Genomic DNA, 19,112 nt, shown 5'->3' with positions numbered 1-19,112 from the left:
CACGTATCCACCGTTTCGTCCCGCATGACGCTTCAGCCCCAGTGGCGGAAGTCCGCCATGTCCGTAACTCACCCCCCACAAGTCTCCACAAACCCCTGTCATTTACGAAAGGGTAAGCGGTCATCCGGTACCGATTTCCGGACTCTCTCTTTCACATACAGGGATGCTGATGACCTCCGAATCCCCCAGCTCCATACCCGGGGCGAGACGCGTGGCCCGCGTCGCGGCCGCTGCCGGACTGGTGGCCGCGCTGGCCGCCACCGGCGCCGTTCCCGTCTTCGCGGCCGACGACCCGGCCACCGCCCCCGTCAAGGCTGCCGCCGGCAACGCCTCGGCGGACAAGCTCGGCACGGCGGACGCCGATGTTCTCGCCAAGGCCAAGGCCAAGGGCGAGAAGAACGTCACGATGATGGTCGCCACCGCCCCCGGTGCGACCGAGCAGGTCACCGAGCAGCTGGACGCCGTCAAGGGCTCCGTGCTGGGGCGTGCGTACGACAAACTCGGTTACGTGCGGGCCACCGTGCCCACCGCGACCGCCGAGGCCACCATCAAGGCGGCCTCGAAGCTGACCTCCGTCCACGGCATCGATCTCAAGCAGGAGATCGTCCTGGACGACCCGACTCCCGCGGCCGACCGGGCGACCGGCAGCCGGACCGCGGTGAAGTCGACCGGGACCTACCCCGCGCCCGGGAAGAAGACCCCGGCGAAGAACCCGTACAACCCGTCCTTCGAGACGGGCGCGGTCGACTTCGTCAAGCAGCACCCGAAGGCCGACGGCCGCGGCGTGACCATCGGCATCCTCGACTCGGGTGTCGACCTCGGACACCCCGCGCTCCAGAAGACCAGCACCGGTGAGCGCAAGATCACCGACTGGGTGACGGCCACCGACCCGGTCAGTGACGGCGACGGCACCTGGCTGCGGATGACGGACGCCGTGTCCGGCCCGACGTTCACCTACGGCGGCCGCACCTACTCGGCCCCCGAGGGCTCGTACCGGATCAAGGTGTTCAAGGAGGCCGCCACCAGCGGCGGCGACATGGCGGGCGACCTCAACCGCGACGGTGACACCACCGACACGTGGGGCGTCCTGTACGACCCGGTCACCGGCACCACCCGGGTGGACCTGAACAACAACGCGGACTTCTCCGACGACGCCGTCCTGAGGCCGTACAAGGAGAAGCACCAGGTCTCCTACTTCGGTACGGACGACCCGCGCACCGACGTCGTCGAGCGCATCCCGTTCGTCGTGGAGACCCGCAAGAACGTCGTGTACGACGCGGCCGGGAACACCTCCGACTACGTCTCCATCGGTGTCATCGAGTCCGAGCACGGCACCCACGTCGCGGGCATCACCGCCGCGAACGGCCTGTTCGGCGGCAAGATGAACGGTGCCGCGCCCGGCGCGAAGATCGTCTCCTCGCGCGCCTGCACCTGGTCCGGCGGCTGCACCAACATCGCGCTCACCGAGGGCATGATCGACCTCGTCGTGAACCGCGGCGTCGACGTCGTCAACATGTCGATCGGCGGACTGCCGCCGCTCAACGACGGCAACAACGCCCGCTCGGAGCTCTACAAGCGCCTCATCGACATCTACGGCGTCCAGCTGGTCATCTCGGCCGGCAACGACGGTCCGGGTGTCAACACCATCGGTGACCCCGGCCTCGCCGACCACGTCATCTCGGTCGGCGCGTCCATCTCCAAGGAGACCTGGGCCTCGAACTACGGCTCCGGCGTCACCAAGAAGTACGACATGATGCCGTTCTCCTCGCGCGGTCCGCGTGAGGACGGCGGCTTCACGCCGACCCTGACGGCCCCCGGCGCGTCGATCAACTCGACGCAGACCTGGCTGCCCGGCGGTCCGGTCAAGGAGGCGGGTTACTCCCTCCCCGCCGGCTACTCCATGCTCCAGGGCACGTCGATGGCCTCCCCGCAGGCCGCCGGCGCGACCGCGCTGCTGCTGTCCGCCGCGAAGCAGAAGCACATCGAGCTGCCCCCGGCCGATCTGCGCACCGCGCTGACCAGCACCGCCACCCAGATCAAGGGAGTGCCCGCGCACGCCCAGGGTGCCGGTCTGATCAACATCATCAGCGCCTGGAAGCAGATCGAGAAGCAGGGCGCCCCGGCGCACGAGTACACGGTCAAGGCCCCGGTCGACACCGCGATCGACTTCGCGCTGAAGACCCCGGGCTTCGGCACCGGTCTGTACGACCGCGAGGGCGGCCTCAAGGCCGGCCAGAAGAAGTCGTACGACGTCACGGTCACCCGCACCACGGGCGCGGACAAGGACGTCAGGCACAAGCTGTCCTGGAAGTACAACGACGGCACCTTCGAGCTGACGGGCCCGAGCACCGTCTCGCTGCCGCTCGGCAAGCCGGTGACGGTCAAGGTCCAGGCGAAGCCGGGCAGCGCGGGCGTGCACAGCGCGATCCTGCAGCTCGACGACGCGAAGACCTCCGGTGTGGACCAGCAGATCCTGACGACGGTCGTCGTCGCCAAGGACCTGGTGAAGCCGGGTTACGCGTACACGGCGTCCGGCTCGGTGCAGCGCAACGGCACCACGTCGTACTTCGTCAACGTGCCGGAGGGCTCCAAGACCCTTGAGGTCGCCATGAGCGCCCTGCGCTCGGGCAGCCAGACCCGCTTCATCTCCATCCACCCCTACGGGGTCGCGGTGGAGGACAGCGGGACGCCGTTCTGCTACCCGAACTACGAGAACCCGGCCAACACCTGCCGCCCCGACGTGCGCTCGTACGCCGACCCGCAGGCCGGTGTCTGGGAGATCGAGGTCGAGGCCCGGCGTACGTCGCCGCTGCTGGACAACCCGTACAAGCTGGATGTCTCGCTGCTCGGCGCCACCTTCGACCCGGCGGTGCAGACCATCGCCGAGGCGAAGATCGGCACCCCGGCCGCGGTGAACTGGACGGTCACCAACAACGCGGGTGACCTGGCGGGCAAGCTCAAGGGCGGCTCGCTGGGCTCGGCCGACGTCGAGCGTCCGTCGATCTCCACGGGCGGCGAGTACGTCAAGGAGGTCACCATCGGTGAGGGCGTCGAGAAGCTCGACTTCGCCATCGGCGGCACCTCGGACGCCAACGCCGACCTGGACCTGTACGTCTACAAGGGCGCGGCCGAGGTGGGCACCTCCACCACGGCGGGCTCCGAGGAGTCCGTCAGCCTGGTGAAGCCGGCCGCCGGTACGTACACGGTCGTCATCGACGGGTACGACGTCCCCGCCGGCACCACCGAGTACGACTACCGCGACGTGTACTACTCGCCGTCGCTCGGCACGATCAACGTCGACGAGTCGAAGGCCGTGGACCTGGCCAACGGCGCATCGGCCCAGGTCGGTGCCGAGGTCGCGGTCGCCGGGGCTGCCCCCGAGGGCCGGCAGTTCTTCGGCGAGGTCCAGCTGGTGAATTCCCGCGGCACCGCCGCGGGCACCGGCAGCGTCGTGATCGAGAAGGTCACGCCGTAACGGTCATCGCGCTGAACATGTGATCCGTACGACAGTGGGGCGGGCGCTCAACGGGCGCCCGCCCCACTGCGCTGTCCGCACCCCGTCCGCAGGTCGGACAATGGATTGGACAAGGAAGCCGTGGACATACGCATCATGGAGCGGCAACCGTGCCCGTTCGTACGTTTGAAGGAGTCCCCGTGAAGGTCGGAATCGTCGGCGCCACCGGTCAGGTCGGCACAGTCATGCGCAGCATCCTGGCCGAGCGGAAGTTCCCCGTCGCCGAACTGCGGCTCTTCGCCTCCGCGCGCTCCGCGGGCTCCACGATCGCCTACGAGGGCACCGACATCACCGTCGAGGACGCCTCCACGGCCGATTACACGGGCCTGGACATCGTGCTCTTCTCGGCCGGCGGCTCGACGTCGAAGGCGCTCGCCGAGAAGGTCGCCGCCCAGGGCGCCGTCGTGATCGACAACTCCTCCGCCTGGCGCAAGGACCCCGAGGTCCCGCTGGTCGTCTCCGAGGTCAACCCGCACGCGATCGCGAACCGCCCCAAGGGCATCATCGCCAACCCGAACTGCACCACGATGGCCGCCATGCCCGTGCTGCGCCCGCTGCACGACGAGGCCGGCCTCCAGACGCTGACCGTCGCCACGTACCAGGCGGTGTCCGGCTCCGGAGTGGCCGGCGTCGCCGAGCTGCACGGCCAGGCGTCCAAGGTCGTCGCCGACGCCGACAAGCTGACCCACGACGGCGGCGCGGTCGACTTCCCCGAGCCGGCCGTCTACAAGCGCCCCATCGCCTTCAACGTGCTGCCGCTGGCCGGCGCCATCGTCGACGACGGGTCCTTCGAGACGGACGAGGAGCAGAAGCTCCGCAACGAGTCCCGCAAGATCCTGGAGATCCCGGAGCTGAAGGTGTCCGGCACCTGTGTCCGCGTCCCGGTCTTCTCCGGCCACTCGCTCCAGGTCAACGCCCGTTTCGCCCGTCCGATCAGCGTGGAGCGCGCGTACGAGCTGCTGAAGGACGCGCCGGGCGTGGAGCTCTCGGAGATCCCCACCCCGCTGCAGGCGGCCGGGCAGGACGCGTCCTTCGTCGGGCGGATCCGGGTCGACGAGACCGTGGAGCACGGGCTCGCGCTCTTCGTCTCCAATGACAACCTGCGCAAGGGCGCTGCGCTGAACGCGGTGCAGATCGCGGAGCTGGTCGCGGCGGAGCTTGCCGGCTGACGCCGGGGGGCGGGTGCGGGTGCGGTGCCGCTGCGCGGAGCCGTCCCCTCCCCGCCCCTTCCCGAAACCGGGGGCAGACCCCCGGGCCCCGTTGTCCTCAATCGCCGGACGGGCTTGAATTTCCGCCGCGTCCGGCGTGCAAGCCCCCTCGCCGTACCTCGAAGTGCCAGCAGCCGTACTCCACGGCCCTGACGTGCACCAGCGCCACCTCCGGGTCGGCGAAGGCCTCCGCGAAGGCCTCGTCGTAGCCCTGCTCCTCGTCCGCCGGGATCTCCATCAGACGGCCGCCGACGATATGCCCGTCCGCGTTGTAGCGGCGGACCGTGCGCAGCGCACCCGCCCGGGAGAACGGATAGCCGGGCCGGCCGGTCACGGGCCCCTCGCACTCCTCGGCGTGGATGAAGACCGGGCCCTGCTCGTCGTACGCCCCGGGGCGGGCCCAGTTCGCGGCCGCCCAGCGCCGCAGCGGCGCGTACGAGACGAGGGCGATCGTCTCCCCCACCTCGTTGCCCCGCAGACAGCACCGCAGCGGGCTGCCCGCGTCCGTGGCGGTGTACGGGACGCAGGGGCGTCCCGCGTCGTCGGTGTGCCGGAGTTCCTTCAGCGCGGCCGGGTCGATCGCGCGTGCCTCGTAACTGGTCATATGACGAGAATGGCCCGCCCCGCCGCCGCGGTCCGGCGGAAATTGGACATCGCCCTGGGTGCGGGTCACGTGGAAGGATGACCGGAAACATCGCATATCAAGGAGATGACCGCGTGCCTGGCACGAATCTGACCCGCGAAGAGGCACAGGAGCGGGCGCGCCTGCTGACCGTGGACGCGTACGAGATCGATCTCGACCTCTCCGGAGCGCAGGAGGGCGGGACCTACCGGTCCGTCACCACCGTGCGCTTCGACTCCGCCGAAGCCGGTGCGGAGACCTTCATCGACCTGGTCGCCCCCGCGGTGCACGAGGTCGAGCTGAACGGCAAGGCCCTGGACGTCGCGGCCGTGTTCCGCGACTCGCGCATCACGCTGCCGCACCTGGTGGCGGGTTCCAACGAGCTGAAGGTCGTCGCCGACTGCTCGTACACCAACACCGGTGAGGGCCTGCACCGCTTCGTCGACCCGGTCGACGAGCAGGCCTATCTGTACACCCAGTTCGAGGTTCCGGACGCGCGCCGTGTCTTCGCGAGCTTCGAACAGCCCGACCTGAAGGCGACCTTCCGGTTCACCGTGAAGGCCCCGTCCGGCTGGACCGTGATCTCCAACTCGCCGACGCCGGAGCCCACGGACGACGTCTGGTCGTTCGAGCCGACGCCTCGCATCTCCTCGTACATCACCGCCCTGATCGTCGGTCCGTACCACTCGGTGCACAGCAGCTACGAGAAGGACGGCCAGTCCGTCCCGCTCGGCATCTACTGCCGCCCCTCGCTCGCCGAGTTCCTCGACGCGGACGCGATCTTCGACGTGACCCGGCTGGGCTTCGACTGGTTCCAGGAGAAGTTCGACTACGCGTACCCCTTCGCCAAGTACGACCAGCTCTTCGTCCCGGAGTTCAACGCCGGTGCGATGGAGAACGCGGGCGCGGTCACCATCCGCGACCAGTACGTCTTCCGTTCCAAGGTGACGGACGCGGCGTACGAGACGCGGGCCGAGACGATCCTGCACGAGCTGGCCCACATGTGGTTCGGCGACCTCGTGACGATGGAGTGGTGGAACGACCTGTGGCTGAACGAGTCGTTCGCCACCTACACCTCGATCGCCTGCCTCGCGTACGCCGAGGGCTCGCAGTGGCCGCACTCCTGGACCACGTTCGCCAACTCCATGAAGACGTGGGCGTACCGCCAGGACCAGCTGCCCTCGACGCACCCGATCATGGCGGACATCCGTGACCTGGACGACGTCCTGGTCAACTTCGACGGCATCACGTACGCCAAGGGCGCCTCGGTCCTGAAGCAGCTGGTGGCGTACGTCGGCATGGACGCGTTCTTCCAGGGCGTCCAGGCGTACTTCAAGGCGCACGCGTTCGGCAACACGCGCCTGTCCGACCTGCTGGGCGCGCTGGAGAAGACCTCGGGCCGCGACCTGAAGACCTGGTCGAAGGCGTGGCTGGAGACGGCCGGGATCAACATCCTGCGCCCGGAGATCGAGACGGACGGCGACGGTCACGTCACCTCGTTCACCGTCCTCCAAGAGGCTCCCGCGCTGCCCGCCGGCGCGAAGGGCGAGCCGACGCTGCGGCCGCACCGGATCGCCATCGGCTGCTACGACCTCGACGCGGCCGGGAAGCTGGTCCGTACGGACCGGATCGAGCTGGACGTCGACGGCGAGCGCACCACCGTGCCGTTCCCGGCCGGCACCGCGCGCCCCGCCGTCATCCTCCTCAACGACGACGACCTCTCGTACGCGAAGGTCCGCCTCGACGAGGAGTCGCTGCGGGTCGTCACGGAGCACCTGGGAGACTTCACCGAGTCGCTGCCGCGCGCCCTGTGCTGGGCGTCCGCCTGGGACATGACCCGCGACGGCGAACTGGCCACGCGTGACTACCTCTCGCTCGTCCTGTCCGGGGTGGGCAAGGAGTCGGACATCGGCGTCGTCCAGTCGCTGCACCGTCAGGTGAAGCTGGCGCTCGACCTGTACGCGGCGCCGGAGTGGCGCGAGGCGGGTCTGACCCAGTGGACCGAGGCGACGCTCGCGCACCTGCGCGCGGCGGAGCCGGGCAGCGACCACCAGCTGGCCTGGGCCCGCGCGTTCGCGGACACGGCCCGCAACCCGCAGCAGCTCGACCTGCTCCAGGCACTGCTCGACGGCACGGAGGCGATCGAGGGCCTGGCCGTCGACACCGAGCTGCGCTGGGCCTTCGTCCAGCGGCTGGCCGCCACCGGTCTGCTCGACGACGAGGAGATCGACGCCGAGTACGCGCGCGACCGGACCGCGGCGGGCGAGCGCCACGCGGCGGCCGCCCGTGCGGCACGGCCCTCCCAGGAGGCGAAGGCGGAGGCGTGGGCCTCGGTCGTCGAGTCCGACAAGCTGCCGAACTCCCTCCAGGAGGCGGTCATCGCCGGGTTCGTGCAGACGGACCAGCGCGAGCTGCTGGCGCCGTACGCGGAGAAGTTCTTCGCCGCGGTGAAGGACGTCTGGGACTCGCGGAGCCACGAGATGGCGCAGCAGGTCGCCATCGGTCTCTACCCGGCGCTCCATGTCTCGCAGGAGACCCTGGACGCCACGGACGCCTGGCTGGCCTCGGCCGAGCCGAGCGCCGCGCTGCGCCGGCTGATGTCGGAGTCGCGGTCGGGTGTGGAGCGTGCGCTGAAGGCCCGTTCGGCGGACGCGGAGGCGGCGACCGCGTAAGCGGCGCAACCACCGCATGCGTGAGGGGCGCCTCCTTCGGGGGCGCCCCTTCGCGTTCGGGCCGTTATCGCATCACTCCGGCTGCGGCGCCAGGATGAGCGGCCAGTACCCGCCCGACCGGGCTTCCGCCAGGACCTGTTCGGCCGGCATCCCGGCGGGTGCGGTCAGTACGGCGGTGATGTCCGCAGCCTGTGCGTACGTACCGGGGCTGACCTGTGCGCTCACCCGCAGCAGCCGCAGCGCCTCCGGATCGGCCGCCGACCGTTCGAGGAACAGGTCCGCCGCGGCCTCAAGGCCCTTCAGCACGGCGGGGTAGGCGACGATGTCCACGGTGAGCAGCTCGCCGTCCAGCCGCCGCTCGGCCCAGCCGTCCGTCTGCACGAAGTAGAGGCAGCCGTCGCCTTCGTAGCCGAACAGTCCGAGCCTCGCGACAGCGTCCTCGTCCGCGGCGTCTCCCTCGACTCCCTCGACTCCCTCGGCGACGATCACGACGAGCGTCACGGAGTCCGGTTCGTCCGGATCCAGTCCGGTGCACAGCACGAGCTCTGCCATCTGCCATCCCCACGGGAGCGAAGTAACGGGACCGACCGTGGGCAGACCAGTCCGTCCTTCGGGGCCTCTCCCCCGGGCGTCCCCCTCGACCGCCCGGGGCGTGGAAGCCCGCCCGGCGGGCAGGCGCGAGGAGCGCAGCCGTCCGTCGGGCGGGAGTCTGAAAAGCCGGCCGGCTACGCGCCCGACTCCTCGTAGCGGCGGGCCAGTTCGGCCGTGCCCGACTCCGTCAGCGAGCCGTGCAGGCGCATCCTGGCCACTCCGCCGTCGGGGAAGGCGTCGAGGCGGACGTGGGTGACGACGGCCTGGGCGCGCAGCGGGAAGCGGTGCAGGGTGTCGGGCTGGAGCCTGGTGCGCGGGATGATCTCGAACCATTCGCCCGTCTCGCCGTTGCGGCCCTGGAGGGCGATCCAGCCGGCCGCGTTCCCCTTGAGGTAGGCGGTGTCGATCTCGACCGCGCGGACCGCGCCCTGCGCGGGCAGCCGGAAGCGGACCCAGTCGTTGGTGTCGCGGACGCGGCGGCGGCGGTTCTCCCAGCCGTCGTCCATCTTGCGGGACGTGCCGGGCAGGATGATCTGGGTCGGCGAGGAGTAGAAGCGGTCCGAGGCGTCCTCGTAACTGCCGCCGTTCAGGACCGAGATCAGGTCGAACGTGCCGAGCGTCGCGAGCCAGGACGGATCGGGGAGCACTTCGCCGTGCACGCGGAGACGGGCGATGCCGCCGTCGGGGTGCTGGCAGAGGCGCAGGTGGGTGTAGCGGCGGCCGCCGGTGATCTCGAAGCCGTTGGCGGCGTGGCCGCGTACGGGGGTGGGCGGGATGATCTCCTCCCACTTCACGTCGTCGGCGAGGAGTTCGGCCGGGCCGGGCGAGCCCTCGACCGACGTGGCCCGGACCGAGACGCGCTGCGGGTAGTTGCCGCGGAAGTGCGCGGTGTCGACGACGATGCCGCGGATGATGCCGGGGGCGCCGAGACGGATCAGGGCCCAGTCGTGCTCGTCCGGGGCGGGGAACGGGTGGGCGGCGTCCGCGCCGCGCCTGCGGCGGGTCTCCCAGCCGTCCATGATCTTGCCCTTGTGGCCGAAGTGCTCGGGGTCGAAGACGGCGCGCTCGCGGACCAGGAGGTTCTCGCGCTGGGCGAAGAACTCGTCGTTGGCGGCGATCACGCCCGCGCCGAGGCGGCGGTCGGCGAGGTCGACCAGTTCGGTGAAGGGGAGGTCGGTGGTGCGGTAGTCGGCGTACGGGTCACCGCCGCCGTACGGGGCCGCGTCGTTGGCGTGGGGGTCCTCGTGGTGGTTCTCATTCTGTTCGAAGGTCATGCGTTCACTGTCGTACGACGGAAGCCATTAGGTCCATCGAAAGTTTTCGTATGAATCATTAAGGCTTACTGAATGGTTTCGCGGCCTCGCGCAGCGCCGCGAGCACCCGGGCCACCGCAGGGCCCCGCTCGGCGCCCTGCCGGACCGCGACCACCACATGGCGGCGCGGCCGGTCCTCGTCCAGGACCCGCATCACCACACCGTCCCGGCCCTGTCACTCCGCCGACGCCATGCGCGGGATCAGCGCGACCCCCATGTCCGCCTCGACCATGGCGAGGATCGCCGTCCAGCCGGACGCGCTGTGCGCCTGCTCCGGGACGAAGCCCGCGGCCTCGCACGCGGCCGTGGTGATCTCGGACCAGGGCCCCGATCCGCCGAAGATCCACGGCTCGGCCGACAGGTCCGCCAGCCGCAGTCCGGGCGCGGCAGCGAGCCGGTGGCCGGCCGGCAGTGCCACGTCCAGCGGGTCCGCGAGCAGCGGCAGCACGGCGAACCGGGGGGCACGGGCGGTCGGGGCGTGGGCGGCCAGCGAGAGGGCCAGGTCCACCTCGCCCGCGACGAGAAGTTCGTACGCCTGCGCCGCCTCGGCCTCCCGGACCCGCACGTCCGGCCCCGGGCGGTCCTCGCCGCGCAGCGCCTGCACGGCCGGCACCACCAGGGCGGGGACGGCGGTGGCGAACGCGGCGATCCGCACCTCGCCCGCCTCGCCGTGCAGATAGCCGGTCAGTTCGGCGTCGGCGCGCTCCAGTTGGGCGAAGACCACCTCGGCGTGCCGCAGCACCAGATGGGCGGCGTCGGTGAGGCGGACGCGCCGGCCCTGCGCCTCCAGCAGTGGTACGCCGAGCTGTCGGGAGAGGTTGGAGAGCTGCTGGGAGACGGCCGACGGGGTCATCCGCAGCGCCTCCGCGGCAGCGGTGACGGTGCCCCGGTCGCGCAGGGTGCGCAGGATGCGGAGCTTCTTGACGTCCCACTCGGTCATGGCCGCAACCTACCGGGCGCGCTGCGCTCCGCCCCGGCTCCCGTCCCCGCTCCGGACATGCGAATGCGCCGCTCGGTACCTCGGTACCGGCGGCGCACCCGGGATGTTCCGGGGTGTCCGGAGAGGCTCTAGGCCTGCTTCTTCGACTTGTCGAGGACCATGACCAGGCCCGCGATGACCGCGAACAGGGCGATGGGCGCCACGACGAACAGACCGATCGTGTCGATCACGCTCAGGCCCGGACCCGGGTCGTCGCCGTCGTCGCGGGTGAGCGCGAGCGCGGGGGACGACATCAGCAGCATCATCAGCGTCGTTCCGGCAGCGACGGCGCCGGCGCGCATAGCGTTCTTCTTGTCCACGGTGCAAACGTAGCGAACGCCTACGAGGGCCGCTCGCCCGGGGGTGCCGTACGGGTCCTCGGGGGCTCCTGACGGGGTCTGAGGACGTCCATCAGCCGGTGCAGCCGGGGTGAGGCGGCGAGTTCCTCCAGGGTGACCGGGTGGCCCTCCGCGTCGGCGATGGGCAGCCGCCAGTTGGGGTACTGGTCCCAGGTGCCCGGCAGGTTCTGCGGGCGGCGGTCGCCGATGGTGTCCGGCAGCCAGACCCCGGCCATGCGTGCGGGGGTGCGCAGCAGGAAGCGGTGGACGGCGCGGACGGCGGCCTCCTCGTCGTCGCCGCCCTCGGGGAGCATGCCGAGGCGGGAGAGCAGGCCGAGCCACTCGGCGGTGTCGGTGCCGTCCTCGGTCCGTTCCTCGTCCAGCGGGCGGGTGAGCAGGCCCAGGCGGTGGCGCAGCGCCACATGGTCGCCGGTCAGCCGGGCGGCGGTGGACGGCAGGTCGTGGGTGGTGGCGGTGGCCAGGCAGTCCTCGCGCCACTGCTCGGGGGCGAGGGGGCGGCCGGTGCCGGACCAGTCGCGCTCGAACCAGAGCACGGAGGTGCCGAGGACGCCGCGCCGGGCGAGTGCCTCGCGGACGCCCGGTTCCACGGTGCCGAGGTCCTCCCCTATGACGACGGTGCCGGCGCGGTGGGCCTCCAGGACGAGGACGGCGAGCATCGCCTCGGCGTCGTGGCTGACGTAGGTGCCCTCGGTGGGCGGGCGCCCCTCGGGCACCCACCAGAGGCGGAACAGGCCCATGACGTGGTCGATGCGCAGGGCGCCCGCGTGGGCGAGGAGCCCGCGCAGCAGTCCTCGGTACGGGGCGTAGCCGGACGCGGCGAGCGCGTCGGGTCTCCAGGGCGGCAGCCCCCAGTCCTGGCCGCGGGCGTTGAAGGCGTCCGGGGGTGCGCCGACGGACATGCCGTGCGCGAAGGCGTCCTGCTGGGCCCAGGTGTCGGCGCCGCCGGGGTGCACGCCCACGGCGAGGTCGTGGACGATCCCTACGGCCATCCCGGCGTCCTTCGCGGCGCGCTGGGCGGCGGCGAGCTGAGCGTCGGTCAGCCAGGCGAGCCGGCAGTGGAAGTCAACCCGGTGCAGCAGTTCGGCGCGGGCGCGGGCGGTCTCCTTGGAGCGGGGGTCGCGCAGGCCGGCCGGCCAGGTGTGCCAGTCGGAGCCGTGCACCTCGGCGAGGGCGCACCACAGGGCGTGGTCCTCCAGGGCCTGCCCCTGCGCGGCGAGGAAGTCGCAGTAGGCGGCGCGGCGGCCGGGCGTCAGGGGCACGGCGACGAGGATGTCGAGGGCCTGCCGCTTGAGCGACCAGACGGCGTCCCGGTCGATCAGGGCGCCCTTGTTCAGCACGGCCTCGCTGAGTTCGGCGGCCCGGCGGCGCAGGTCGTCGAGGGCGGCGGGGTCGGGCGCGTGGCCGTACTCCGGGACGGACTCGATGTGCAGGTGCACGGGGTCGGGGAACCGCCGCGAGGACGGGCGGTAGGGCGAGGGGTCGGTGGGGGTGCCAAGGACCGCGGCGTGCAGCGGGTTGACCTGGACGAAGCCGGCACCGAGCGAGCGCCCGGACCAGGAGGCGAGATCGGCGAGGTCGCCGAGGTCACCCATGCCCCAGGAGCGGGCGGAGAGCAGGGAGTAGAGCTGGACGAGGAAGCCGTGGCTGCGCCCCGGCGGCTGTGGGACCCGGGCCGGGGCCACCACGAGCGTGCAGGTCTCGGCCTGCGCACCCGGCGCCCGGACGGTCAGCCGGTGCACCCCGGGCGGCGGCTCGGTCCACCAGCCGGGCGCGGGGACGGCCTGCGGCGGGGTCTCATACGTCGCGGGTACCTCGGGTGCCGCTGGGTCCCTCGCGGCCCGGACGGCACCCGGGCCGGAAACGGCCGGAACCGTACCCCCGGCGGGGACGCGCATCGGGGACGGAGGCGCCGGAGCGGGCTCCTCCGGACGGACCGTCAGCACCGTGCCGGGCGGCAGCGCGGTCAGGGCCGGGGGCAGCGGCTCCCCGGTCCACACCACCAGCGTGGCCGGGAGCAGCCGGGAGCCGGCCGCGGACTCGGCGGCGGCGAGCGCCTCCCGTACCGCTTCCGGGGTGGCGGCGTCGACACCGAGCGCGGCGAGCACCGCGACGACCGTGCCCTCGGGGACGGGCACCGTGACGTCGGCGGACGGGGAGAAGGAGGTGGCGACGCCGTGCAGTGCGGCGAGCCGGGACAAGCCCATTCAGACTCCTGGGAACTCCATGCCCCGAGCGCTGCCGGAAGAAGCCGGCTCGCTGGTCAGCGGGGCGAGGACGGCGAGCGGGGGTTCGCTGGTCAGGGGTGTGGCATCGGCGAGCGGAGGCTCGCTGGTCAGGGGTATGGCGTCGGCCAGCGGCGCTTCGCTGGTGAGCGGGCCGGAACCGGGAACGGTCGCCGGGCATGCGCTGATCAGTGGGGCGGGAACCGGCACCTGTTCAGTCAGGGCGCCCGGCACCTGCGGGGTCAGGGCGGAGAGCAGAAGCTGCGCAGCGGCGGGCATGGTGGCCTCCTGGCCGTGGGGAACAGGACACAGCAGGCCTACCCAGCGGACGCGGCCGCAGACGTAGGCGTTATGACAACGAGTTCAACGTGCTCCGGGTCACAATCCGTTCCCGGGAGGCCTGTTGCCCGTAAGACGTCCGCTTGTTTCGGCCATTCGGCGCCGTCTTTCGCGTGCGCCGACGATCACGGCGCACCCTTCACGCCGCCCGACATACGGGGCATTCACCCCACAGCGACCATGCGCATTGACACCCTCGCGCGCGGGTGGTGGGCTCGGGGCCCACCGGTGGAAGCGAGGGGAGCCAGGCATGCAGCTCAGGCGCAGGAAGCACGCGACGGCCGTCGCCGTGGCCGTGCTCGGCGGGCTGCTCTCCGCGGGGGCCCCGGCCGCCGTCGCCGCCCCCTCGACGCCCGGCACCCCCGCCGTCGCCACCCCGGACCGCACCGACGACGCCGCGCCGCCCGCCGTGTGGCCGCGGCCGCAGAGCATCAAGGCGTCCGGATCCTCGGTCCCGCTCTCCTCCGAGGCCACCCTCGTCGTCGGCGACGGGGCCGACCCGTACGCGGTCGACGCGCTCCGCACGGTGCTGCGCGACGCGGGCGTACGGACCGTCCACGAGGCGCTGCCCGGCGGCGGGCCCGTCATCCGGTTCGGCGGGGACGGCGCCCTGGACGCCCTGCGCACGCTGCGCACGCCCGACCGCGCCGATCTCCCCTCCGGCGGCTACCGGATCGCGGTCGGCCGGGTCGCGGGCCGGGACACCGTCGCGGTGGACGGCGTCGGGGACGACGGCCTGTTCCACGCGGTGCAGACGCTGCGTCAGCTGACCGGGGGCGGCCGCATCGCCGGCGTCACCGTCCGGGACTGGCCGGCCGGTGCCGTACGCGGGATGACCGAGGGTTTCTACGGACAGCCCTGGTCCCAGGAGGAACGGCTCTCCCAGCTCGGCTTCATGGGGCGCACCAAGCAGAACCGGTACCTCTACGCGGCCGGTGACGACCCGTACCGGCAGGACCGCTGGCGCGACCCCTATCCCGCCGAGCGGCGTGCGGAATTCCGCGCGCTGGCCGAACGGGCCGCCGCCGAGCATGTGACGCTCGGCTGGGCGGTGGCTCCGGGCCAGTCCATGTGCCTGTCGTCGGACCGTGACGTGAAGGCGCTGACGAAGAAGATCGACGCGATGTGGGCGCTGGGCGTGCGGGTCTTCCAGGTGCAGTTCCAGGACGTCAGCTACAGCGAATGGCACTGCTCGGCCGACGCCGACACCTTCGGCAGCGGCCCGGAGGCGGCGGCCAGGGCGCAGGCCCGCGTCGTGAGCCGGGTGGCGCAGCACCTCGCGGACCGCCACCCGGGCTCGGAACCGCTGTCGATGATGCCGACGGAGTTCTACCAGGACGGGGCGACGGACTACCGCACCGCGCTCGCCGGGGAACTCGACGACCGGGTGCAGGTCGCCTGGACCGGCGTCGGGGTCGTACCGAGGACCATCACCGGCGGCGAACTGGCGGGTGCCCGCACCACGTTCCGCCATCCGCTGGTCACGATGGACAACTACCCGGTCAACGACTACGCGCAGGACCGGATCTTCCTGGGCCCCTACACGGGCCGGGACCCGGCGGTCGCCATCGGTTCGGCGGCGCTGCTGGCCAATGCGATGGAGCAGCCGTCCGCGTCCCGGATCCCGCTGTTCACCGCCGCCGACTTCGCCTGGAACCCGAAGGGGTACCAGGCGCAGGAGTCCTGGCAGGCGGCCCTGGACGATCTCGCGGGCGGCGACGCCCGCAGCAGGGACGCGCTGCGCGCGCTGGCGGGCAACAGCGCGGGGTCCGTGCTGGGCGGCGACGAGTCGGCGTATCTGCAGCCGCTGTTCGCCGCGTTCTGGAAGTCCCGTGCGGGCGAGGGCACCCCGGCGCGCGACGAGGCGGCGCGCCGTCTGCGGGCCGCGTTCACGGTGATGCGCGAGACCCCGCAGCGGCTGGCCGGGCTGGCCGACGGGCGCCTCGATGACGAAGTGCGGCCGTGGAGCGAGCAGTTGGCCCGCTACGGCAGGGCGGGCGAGCTGGCCGTCGATCTGCTCCAGGCACAGGCGCGCGACGACGGTGCGGCAGCCTGGGAGGCCTCGCTGGCCCTGGAACCGGCCCTCAAGGCCGTGAAGACGGGCGGTGCGACGGTCGGCAAGGGCGTGCTCGGCCCGTTCCTCGACCGGGTGCGCAAGGAGGCCGACGCCTGGGCCGGATCGGACCGCGACAACGGCACGGTGACCGAGGCTCCGGGCAGCTATACGGTGCGGTTCGCCCGGGTGCGCCCGCTGGAGGCCGTCACCGCGATGACGGTGCCCGGCGACGACACGACGGTGTCGGGGGCCACGGTCCAGGCCCATGTGCCCGGCGAGGGCTGGCGCAGCCTCGGCGCCCTGTCGGCGCGGGGCTGGACGCAGTCGCCGGGCCAGGGTGTGCGGGCCGACGCGGTCCGGATCAGCTGGCCGACCGCCACTCCGGCGGTCACCGGCGCACCGCCCCTGATCATCCCTCCGCTCGCGGGCGCCGCCCCGTCCGCCGGAACGGCCCCCCGGGTGCGCTCGCTCGTCCCGTGGTTCGGCGACGAGCCCGCCGCCCGGCTCGCTCTCGCACGCGGGGAGACGGACGCCGAGATCGGCGGCAAGCCGCTGCGGGTCGAGGCACGGCTCTCCGCGCGCCGCCCGGCCGAGGTGCGCGGCGCGCTCAAGGCGAAGGCGCCCAAGGGCATCGAGGTGCGGGTGCCGAAGCAGACGACCGTGCCGCGCGGTTCCCTTACCGGGGTGCCCGTGGAGATCACGGTCCCCGCGGGCACGCCTGCGGGTGAGTACGAGGTGCCGTTCTCGTTCGGCACCGAGGAGACCACCCTGACCGTCCGGGCCTTCCCCCGTACGGCCGGCCCCGATCTGCTGCGTACCGCCACGCCCTCCTCGTCCGGCGACGAGACCACGGACTTCCCGGCGGCTGCCGCGTCGGACGGCGATCCGAAGACCCGCTGGTCCTCACCGGCCGAGGACGGCGCCTGGTGGCAGGCCGAGCTGTCGGCCACGGCCCGGGTCGGCCAGGTCGTGCTGGACTGGCAGGACGCGTACGCCTCCCGCTATCGCGTACAGGTCTCCGCGGACGGCCGCACCTGGCGCACGGCGGCCACCGTCCGCAACGGCGGCGGCGGGCACGAATCGGTCCGGATGGACGCGAAGGACACCCGTTTCATCAGGATCCAGGGCGACGGGCGGGCCACCGAGTACGGCTACTCGCTCTGGTCGGTACAGGCCTTCGCCGTGGCCGGGCAGGACGACTGACGCACCCCGGCAGTCCCGGGCCCCGGAACTGCCGGGGCCCGGATGCTCAGGCCGAGATCCCGTCGATCCTGGCCATCGCGTCGTCCGCGCCGAACGGCTGCAGGTAGGGCAGCCAGCGCGGGTCGCGGTGCCCCGTACCGATGATCCGCCAGGCCAGTCCGGTCGGCGGCGCGGGCTGCTGGTGCAGCCGCCAGCCGAGCTCGGGCAGATGACGGTCGGCCTTGACGTGGTTGCAGCGGCGGCAGGCGGCCACCACGTTGTCCCAGGCGTGCTGCCCGCCGCGGCTTCGTGGAATGACGTGGTCGACGCTGGTCGCGGCGGCGCCGCAGTACATGCAGCGCCCTCCGTCCCTGGCGAAGAGCGCCCGGCGGGTCAGCGGGACGGGCCCCCGGTAGGGGACGCGCACGAACCGCTTCAGGCGGACGACGCTGGGGGCCGGGACGGCACGGGTGGCACTGTGCATGAAGGCGCCGGACTCCTCGAGACAAATGGCCTTGTTCTCGAGGACGAGGACGAGCGCGCGGCGGAGCGGTACGACGCCGAGCGGCTCGTACGACGCGTTGAGAACCAGGACATGCGGCACGTGGACGCCTCCTTGTACGCCGGCGGCGCGTGGCTCGCGCCGGGACGATCCGGTCTCAGTCTCCCCTCCGGCCTGGTCGGAGCGCCACCACGTGCGGGTAACGGGCCGGAAGGATTTTCCTCCCGGGCCCTGCCGCCCGTACGCCGGGACGCGCCGGAACAGGCGCTTCGGGGGCCTGCCCGCCGCGAGCGCGCCCGGTGTGCGATCGGCCACAGGCCGCTCGCGCATCCGCCCTCGCGGGACACGTCCCTTACCTCGTCCATATCCCCGGGTGAGACGCGTCTCTCCCCTCCATCACGGCAACGGAGCATTCCGGATGCCCCGTTAGTGTGGTTGTTCAGCGCTCGCCCAACTGGAGGTTTCGCCGTGTCCCTGTCCGCCCTGTTGGCTGCAGCCCCGTCACCCGAGCCCGGTGGCTCGCTGGACGAAGCCGCGAAGCAGGCCGGCAACGCCGCGAGCTGGGTGGAGGAGAACTGGTCCACCTGGCTGAACACCGGTCTGCGGATCGTGCTCATCGCCGCGATCGCGATCGCGTTGCGCATCGCCGTCCGCCGCACCCTGACCAAGCTCATCGAGCGCATGAACCGCAGCGCCCAGGCGGTGGAGGGCACCGCGCTCGGCGGCCTGCTGGTCAACGCGGAACGGCGCCGCCAGCGCTCGGAGGCGATCGGTTCGGTACTCCGTTCGGTGGCCTCGTTCCTGATCCTCGGCACGGCAGCCCTGATGATCCTGGGCGCGTTCGAGATCAATCTGGCCCCGCTGCTGGCCTCCGCGGGGGTCGCCGGGGTGGCGCTCGGCTTCGGTGCGCGCAACCTCGTCACCGACTTCCTGTCCGGCGTCTTCATGATCCTTGAGGACCAGTACGGCGTCGGCGACACCATCGACGCGGGCGTCGCCTCCGGCGAGGTCATCGAAGTCGGCCTGCGGGTCACCAAGCTGCGCGGCGACAACGGTGAGATCTGGTACGTCCGCAACGGCGAGGTGAAGCGGATCGGCAACCTCAGCCAGGGCTGGTCCACCGCCGGCGTCGACGTACAGGTGCGTCCCACGGAGGACCTCGACCGGGTACGTACGGTGATCACCGAGGCCGCCCAGCTGATGGCCAAGGACGACCCGTGGACCGAGCGCCTGTGGGGCCCGGTGGAGATCCTGGGCCTGGACTCGGTGCTGCTCGACTCGATGACGGTCCGGGTGACCGCGAAGACGATGCCGGGCAAGGCCCTGGGCGTGGAGCGCGAGCTGCGCTGGCGCATCAAGCGCGCCTTCGACGCGGCGGGCATCCGCATGGTCGGCGGCATCCCGGCCCAGCCGGACGAGCCCTCCGCCGCGGACCCCACGGCCGCGATGGCCGCCCCTTCGGCCTACGCCTCGGCCACCTCACCCCAGTCCCTGGCGGCGACGCCGATCACCCCGCCGCCGAACATCACGAAGTAGCGCACGGCCGTACGCAT

12 protein-coding genes and 1 pseudogene are annotated in these 19,112 nt (G+C 72.0%); 5 read left to right on the top strand and 8 right to left on the bottom strand.

The window, feature by feature from the left end:
• Positions 1–163 precede the first annotated feature (163 nt).
• Together OG912_RS23625 and OG912_RS23620 are read left to right on the top strand one after the other, a co-directional pair.
• Positions 164–3,475 carry a S8 family serine peptidase gene (locus tag OG912_RS23625; RefSeq protein ID WP_327711149.1) on the top strand — a complete coding sequence of 1,104 codons (3,312 nt, stop codon included), beginning with the start codon at positions 164–166 and terminating at the stop codon, positions 3,473–3,475.
• A 179-nt stretch (positions 3,476–3,654) separates the two neighbouring features.
• Positions 3,655–4,683: an aspartate-semialdehyde dehydrogenase gene (locus OG912_RS23620; RefSeq protein WP_326736196.1), complete on the top strand. Its 1,029-nt coding sequence runs from the start codon at positions 3,655–3,657 to the stop codon at positions 4,681–4,683.
• A gap of 97 nt (positions 4,684–4,780) precedes the next feature.
• On the opposite strand, the gene OG912_RS23615 is transcribed toward OG912_RS23620, so the two are convergent.
• Complete coding sequence (locus tag OG912_RS23615) at positions 4,781–5,326, bottom strand: DUF1203 domain-containing protein (RefSeq protein ID WP_327711148.1); 546 nt, start codon at positions 5,324–5,326, stop codon at positions 4,781–4,783.
• Positions 5,327–5,439: 113 nt separating this feature from the next.
• On the opposite strand from OG912_RS23615, the gene pepN reads away from it, so the two are divergent.
• The gene (pepN, locus tag OG912_RS23610; RefSeq protein WP_327711147.1) at positions 5,440–8,016 is read left to right on the top strand and encodes an aminopeptidase N; all 2,577 of its coding nucleotides are present in this window, start codon (positions 5,440–5,442) and stop codon (positions 8,014–8,016) included.
• Between the two features lie 72 nt (positions 8,017–8,088).
• On the opposite strand, the gene OG912_RS23605 is transcribed toward pepN, so the two are convergent.
• The 6 genes and pseudogenes from OG912_RS23605 to OG912_RS23580 all read right to left on the bottom strand — a co-directional run bounded on the left by OG912_RS23605 (position 8,089) and on the right by OG912_RS23580 (position 13,759).
• Entirely contained in the window at positions 8,089–8,568 is a 480-nt protein-coding gene (locus tag OG912_RS23605) for a hypothetical protein (RefSeq protein ID WP_327711146.1), read from the bottom strand.
• Between the two features lie 173 nt (positions 8,569–8,741).
• Entirely contained in the window at positions 8,742–9,881 is a 1,140-nt protein-coding gene (alc, locus tag OG912_RS23600) for an allantoicase (protein WP_327711145.1), read from the bottom strand.
• Between the two features lie 58 nt (positions 9,882–9,939).
• Positions 9,940–10,860: pseudogene (locus OG912_RS23595) on the bottom strand (LysR family transcriptional regulator).
• A gap of 128 nt (positions 10,861–10,988) precedes the next feature.
• Positions 10,989–11,219, bottom strand: a complete 231-nt coding sequence (locus OG912_RS23590) for a hypothetical protein (protein ID WP_326736202.1) — start codon at positions 11,217–11,219, stop codon at positions 10,989–10,991.
• A gap of 20 nt (positions 11,220–11,239) precedes the next feature.
• Positions 11,240–13,462 carry a 4-alpha-glucanotransferase gene (malQ, locus tag OG912_RS23585; protein ID WP_327711144.1) on the bottom strand — a complete coding sequence of 741 codons (2,223 nt, stop codon included), beginning with the start codon at positions 13,460–13,462 and terminating at the stop codon, positions 11,240–11,242.
• The gene (locus OG912_RS23580; RefSeq protein ID WP_326736204.1) at positions 13,463–13,759 is read right to left on the bottom strand and encodes a hypothetical protein; all 297 of its coding nucleotides are present in this window, start codon (positions 13,757–13,759) and stop codon (positions 13,463–13,465) included.
• Positions 13,760–14,069: 310 nt separating this feature from the next.
• On the opposite strand from OG912_RS23580, the gene OG912_RS23575 reads away from it, so the two are divergent.
• Entirely contained in the window at positions 14,070–17,078 is a 3,009-nt protein-coding gene (locus OG912_RS23575) for a beta-N-acetylglucosaminidase domain-containing protein (RefSeq protein WP_327711143.1), read from the top strand.
• 46 nt (positions 17,079–17,124) lie between these two features.
• On the opposite strand, the gene OG912_RS23570 is transcribed toward OG912_RS23575, so the two are convergent.
• A complete protein-coding gene (locus OG912_RS23570) occupies positions 17,125–17,661 on the bottom strand; it encodes an HNH endonuclease (protein ID WP_018552807.1) in 537 nt (178 codons plus the stop codon).
• A gap of 366 nt (positions 17,662–18,027) precedes the next feature.
• On the opposite strand from OG912_RS23570, the gene OG912_RS23565 reads away from it, so the two are divergent.
• Entirely contained in the window at positions 18,028–19,095 is a 1,068-nt protein-coding gene (locus OG912_RS23565) for a mechanosensitive ion channel family protein (protein ID WP_327711142.1), read from the top strand.
• The last annotated feature ends 17 nt before the right edge of the window (positions 19,096–19,112 follow it).

Source organism: Streptomyces sp. NBC_00464 (assembly GCF_036013915.1).
Lineage (GTDB): Bacteria > Actinomycetota > Actinomycetes > Streptomycetales > Streptomycetaceae > Streptomyces.
Note: the sequence above shows the minus strand (reverse complement) of the source record. Positions and strands in the feature narration are given on the sequence as shown.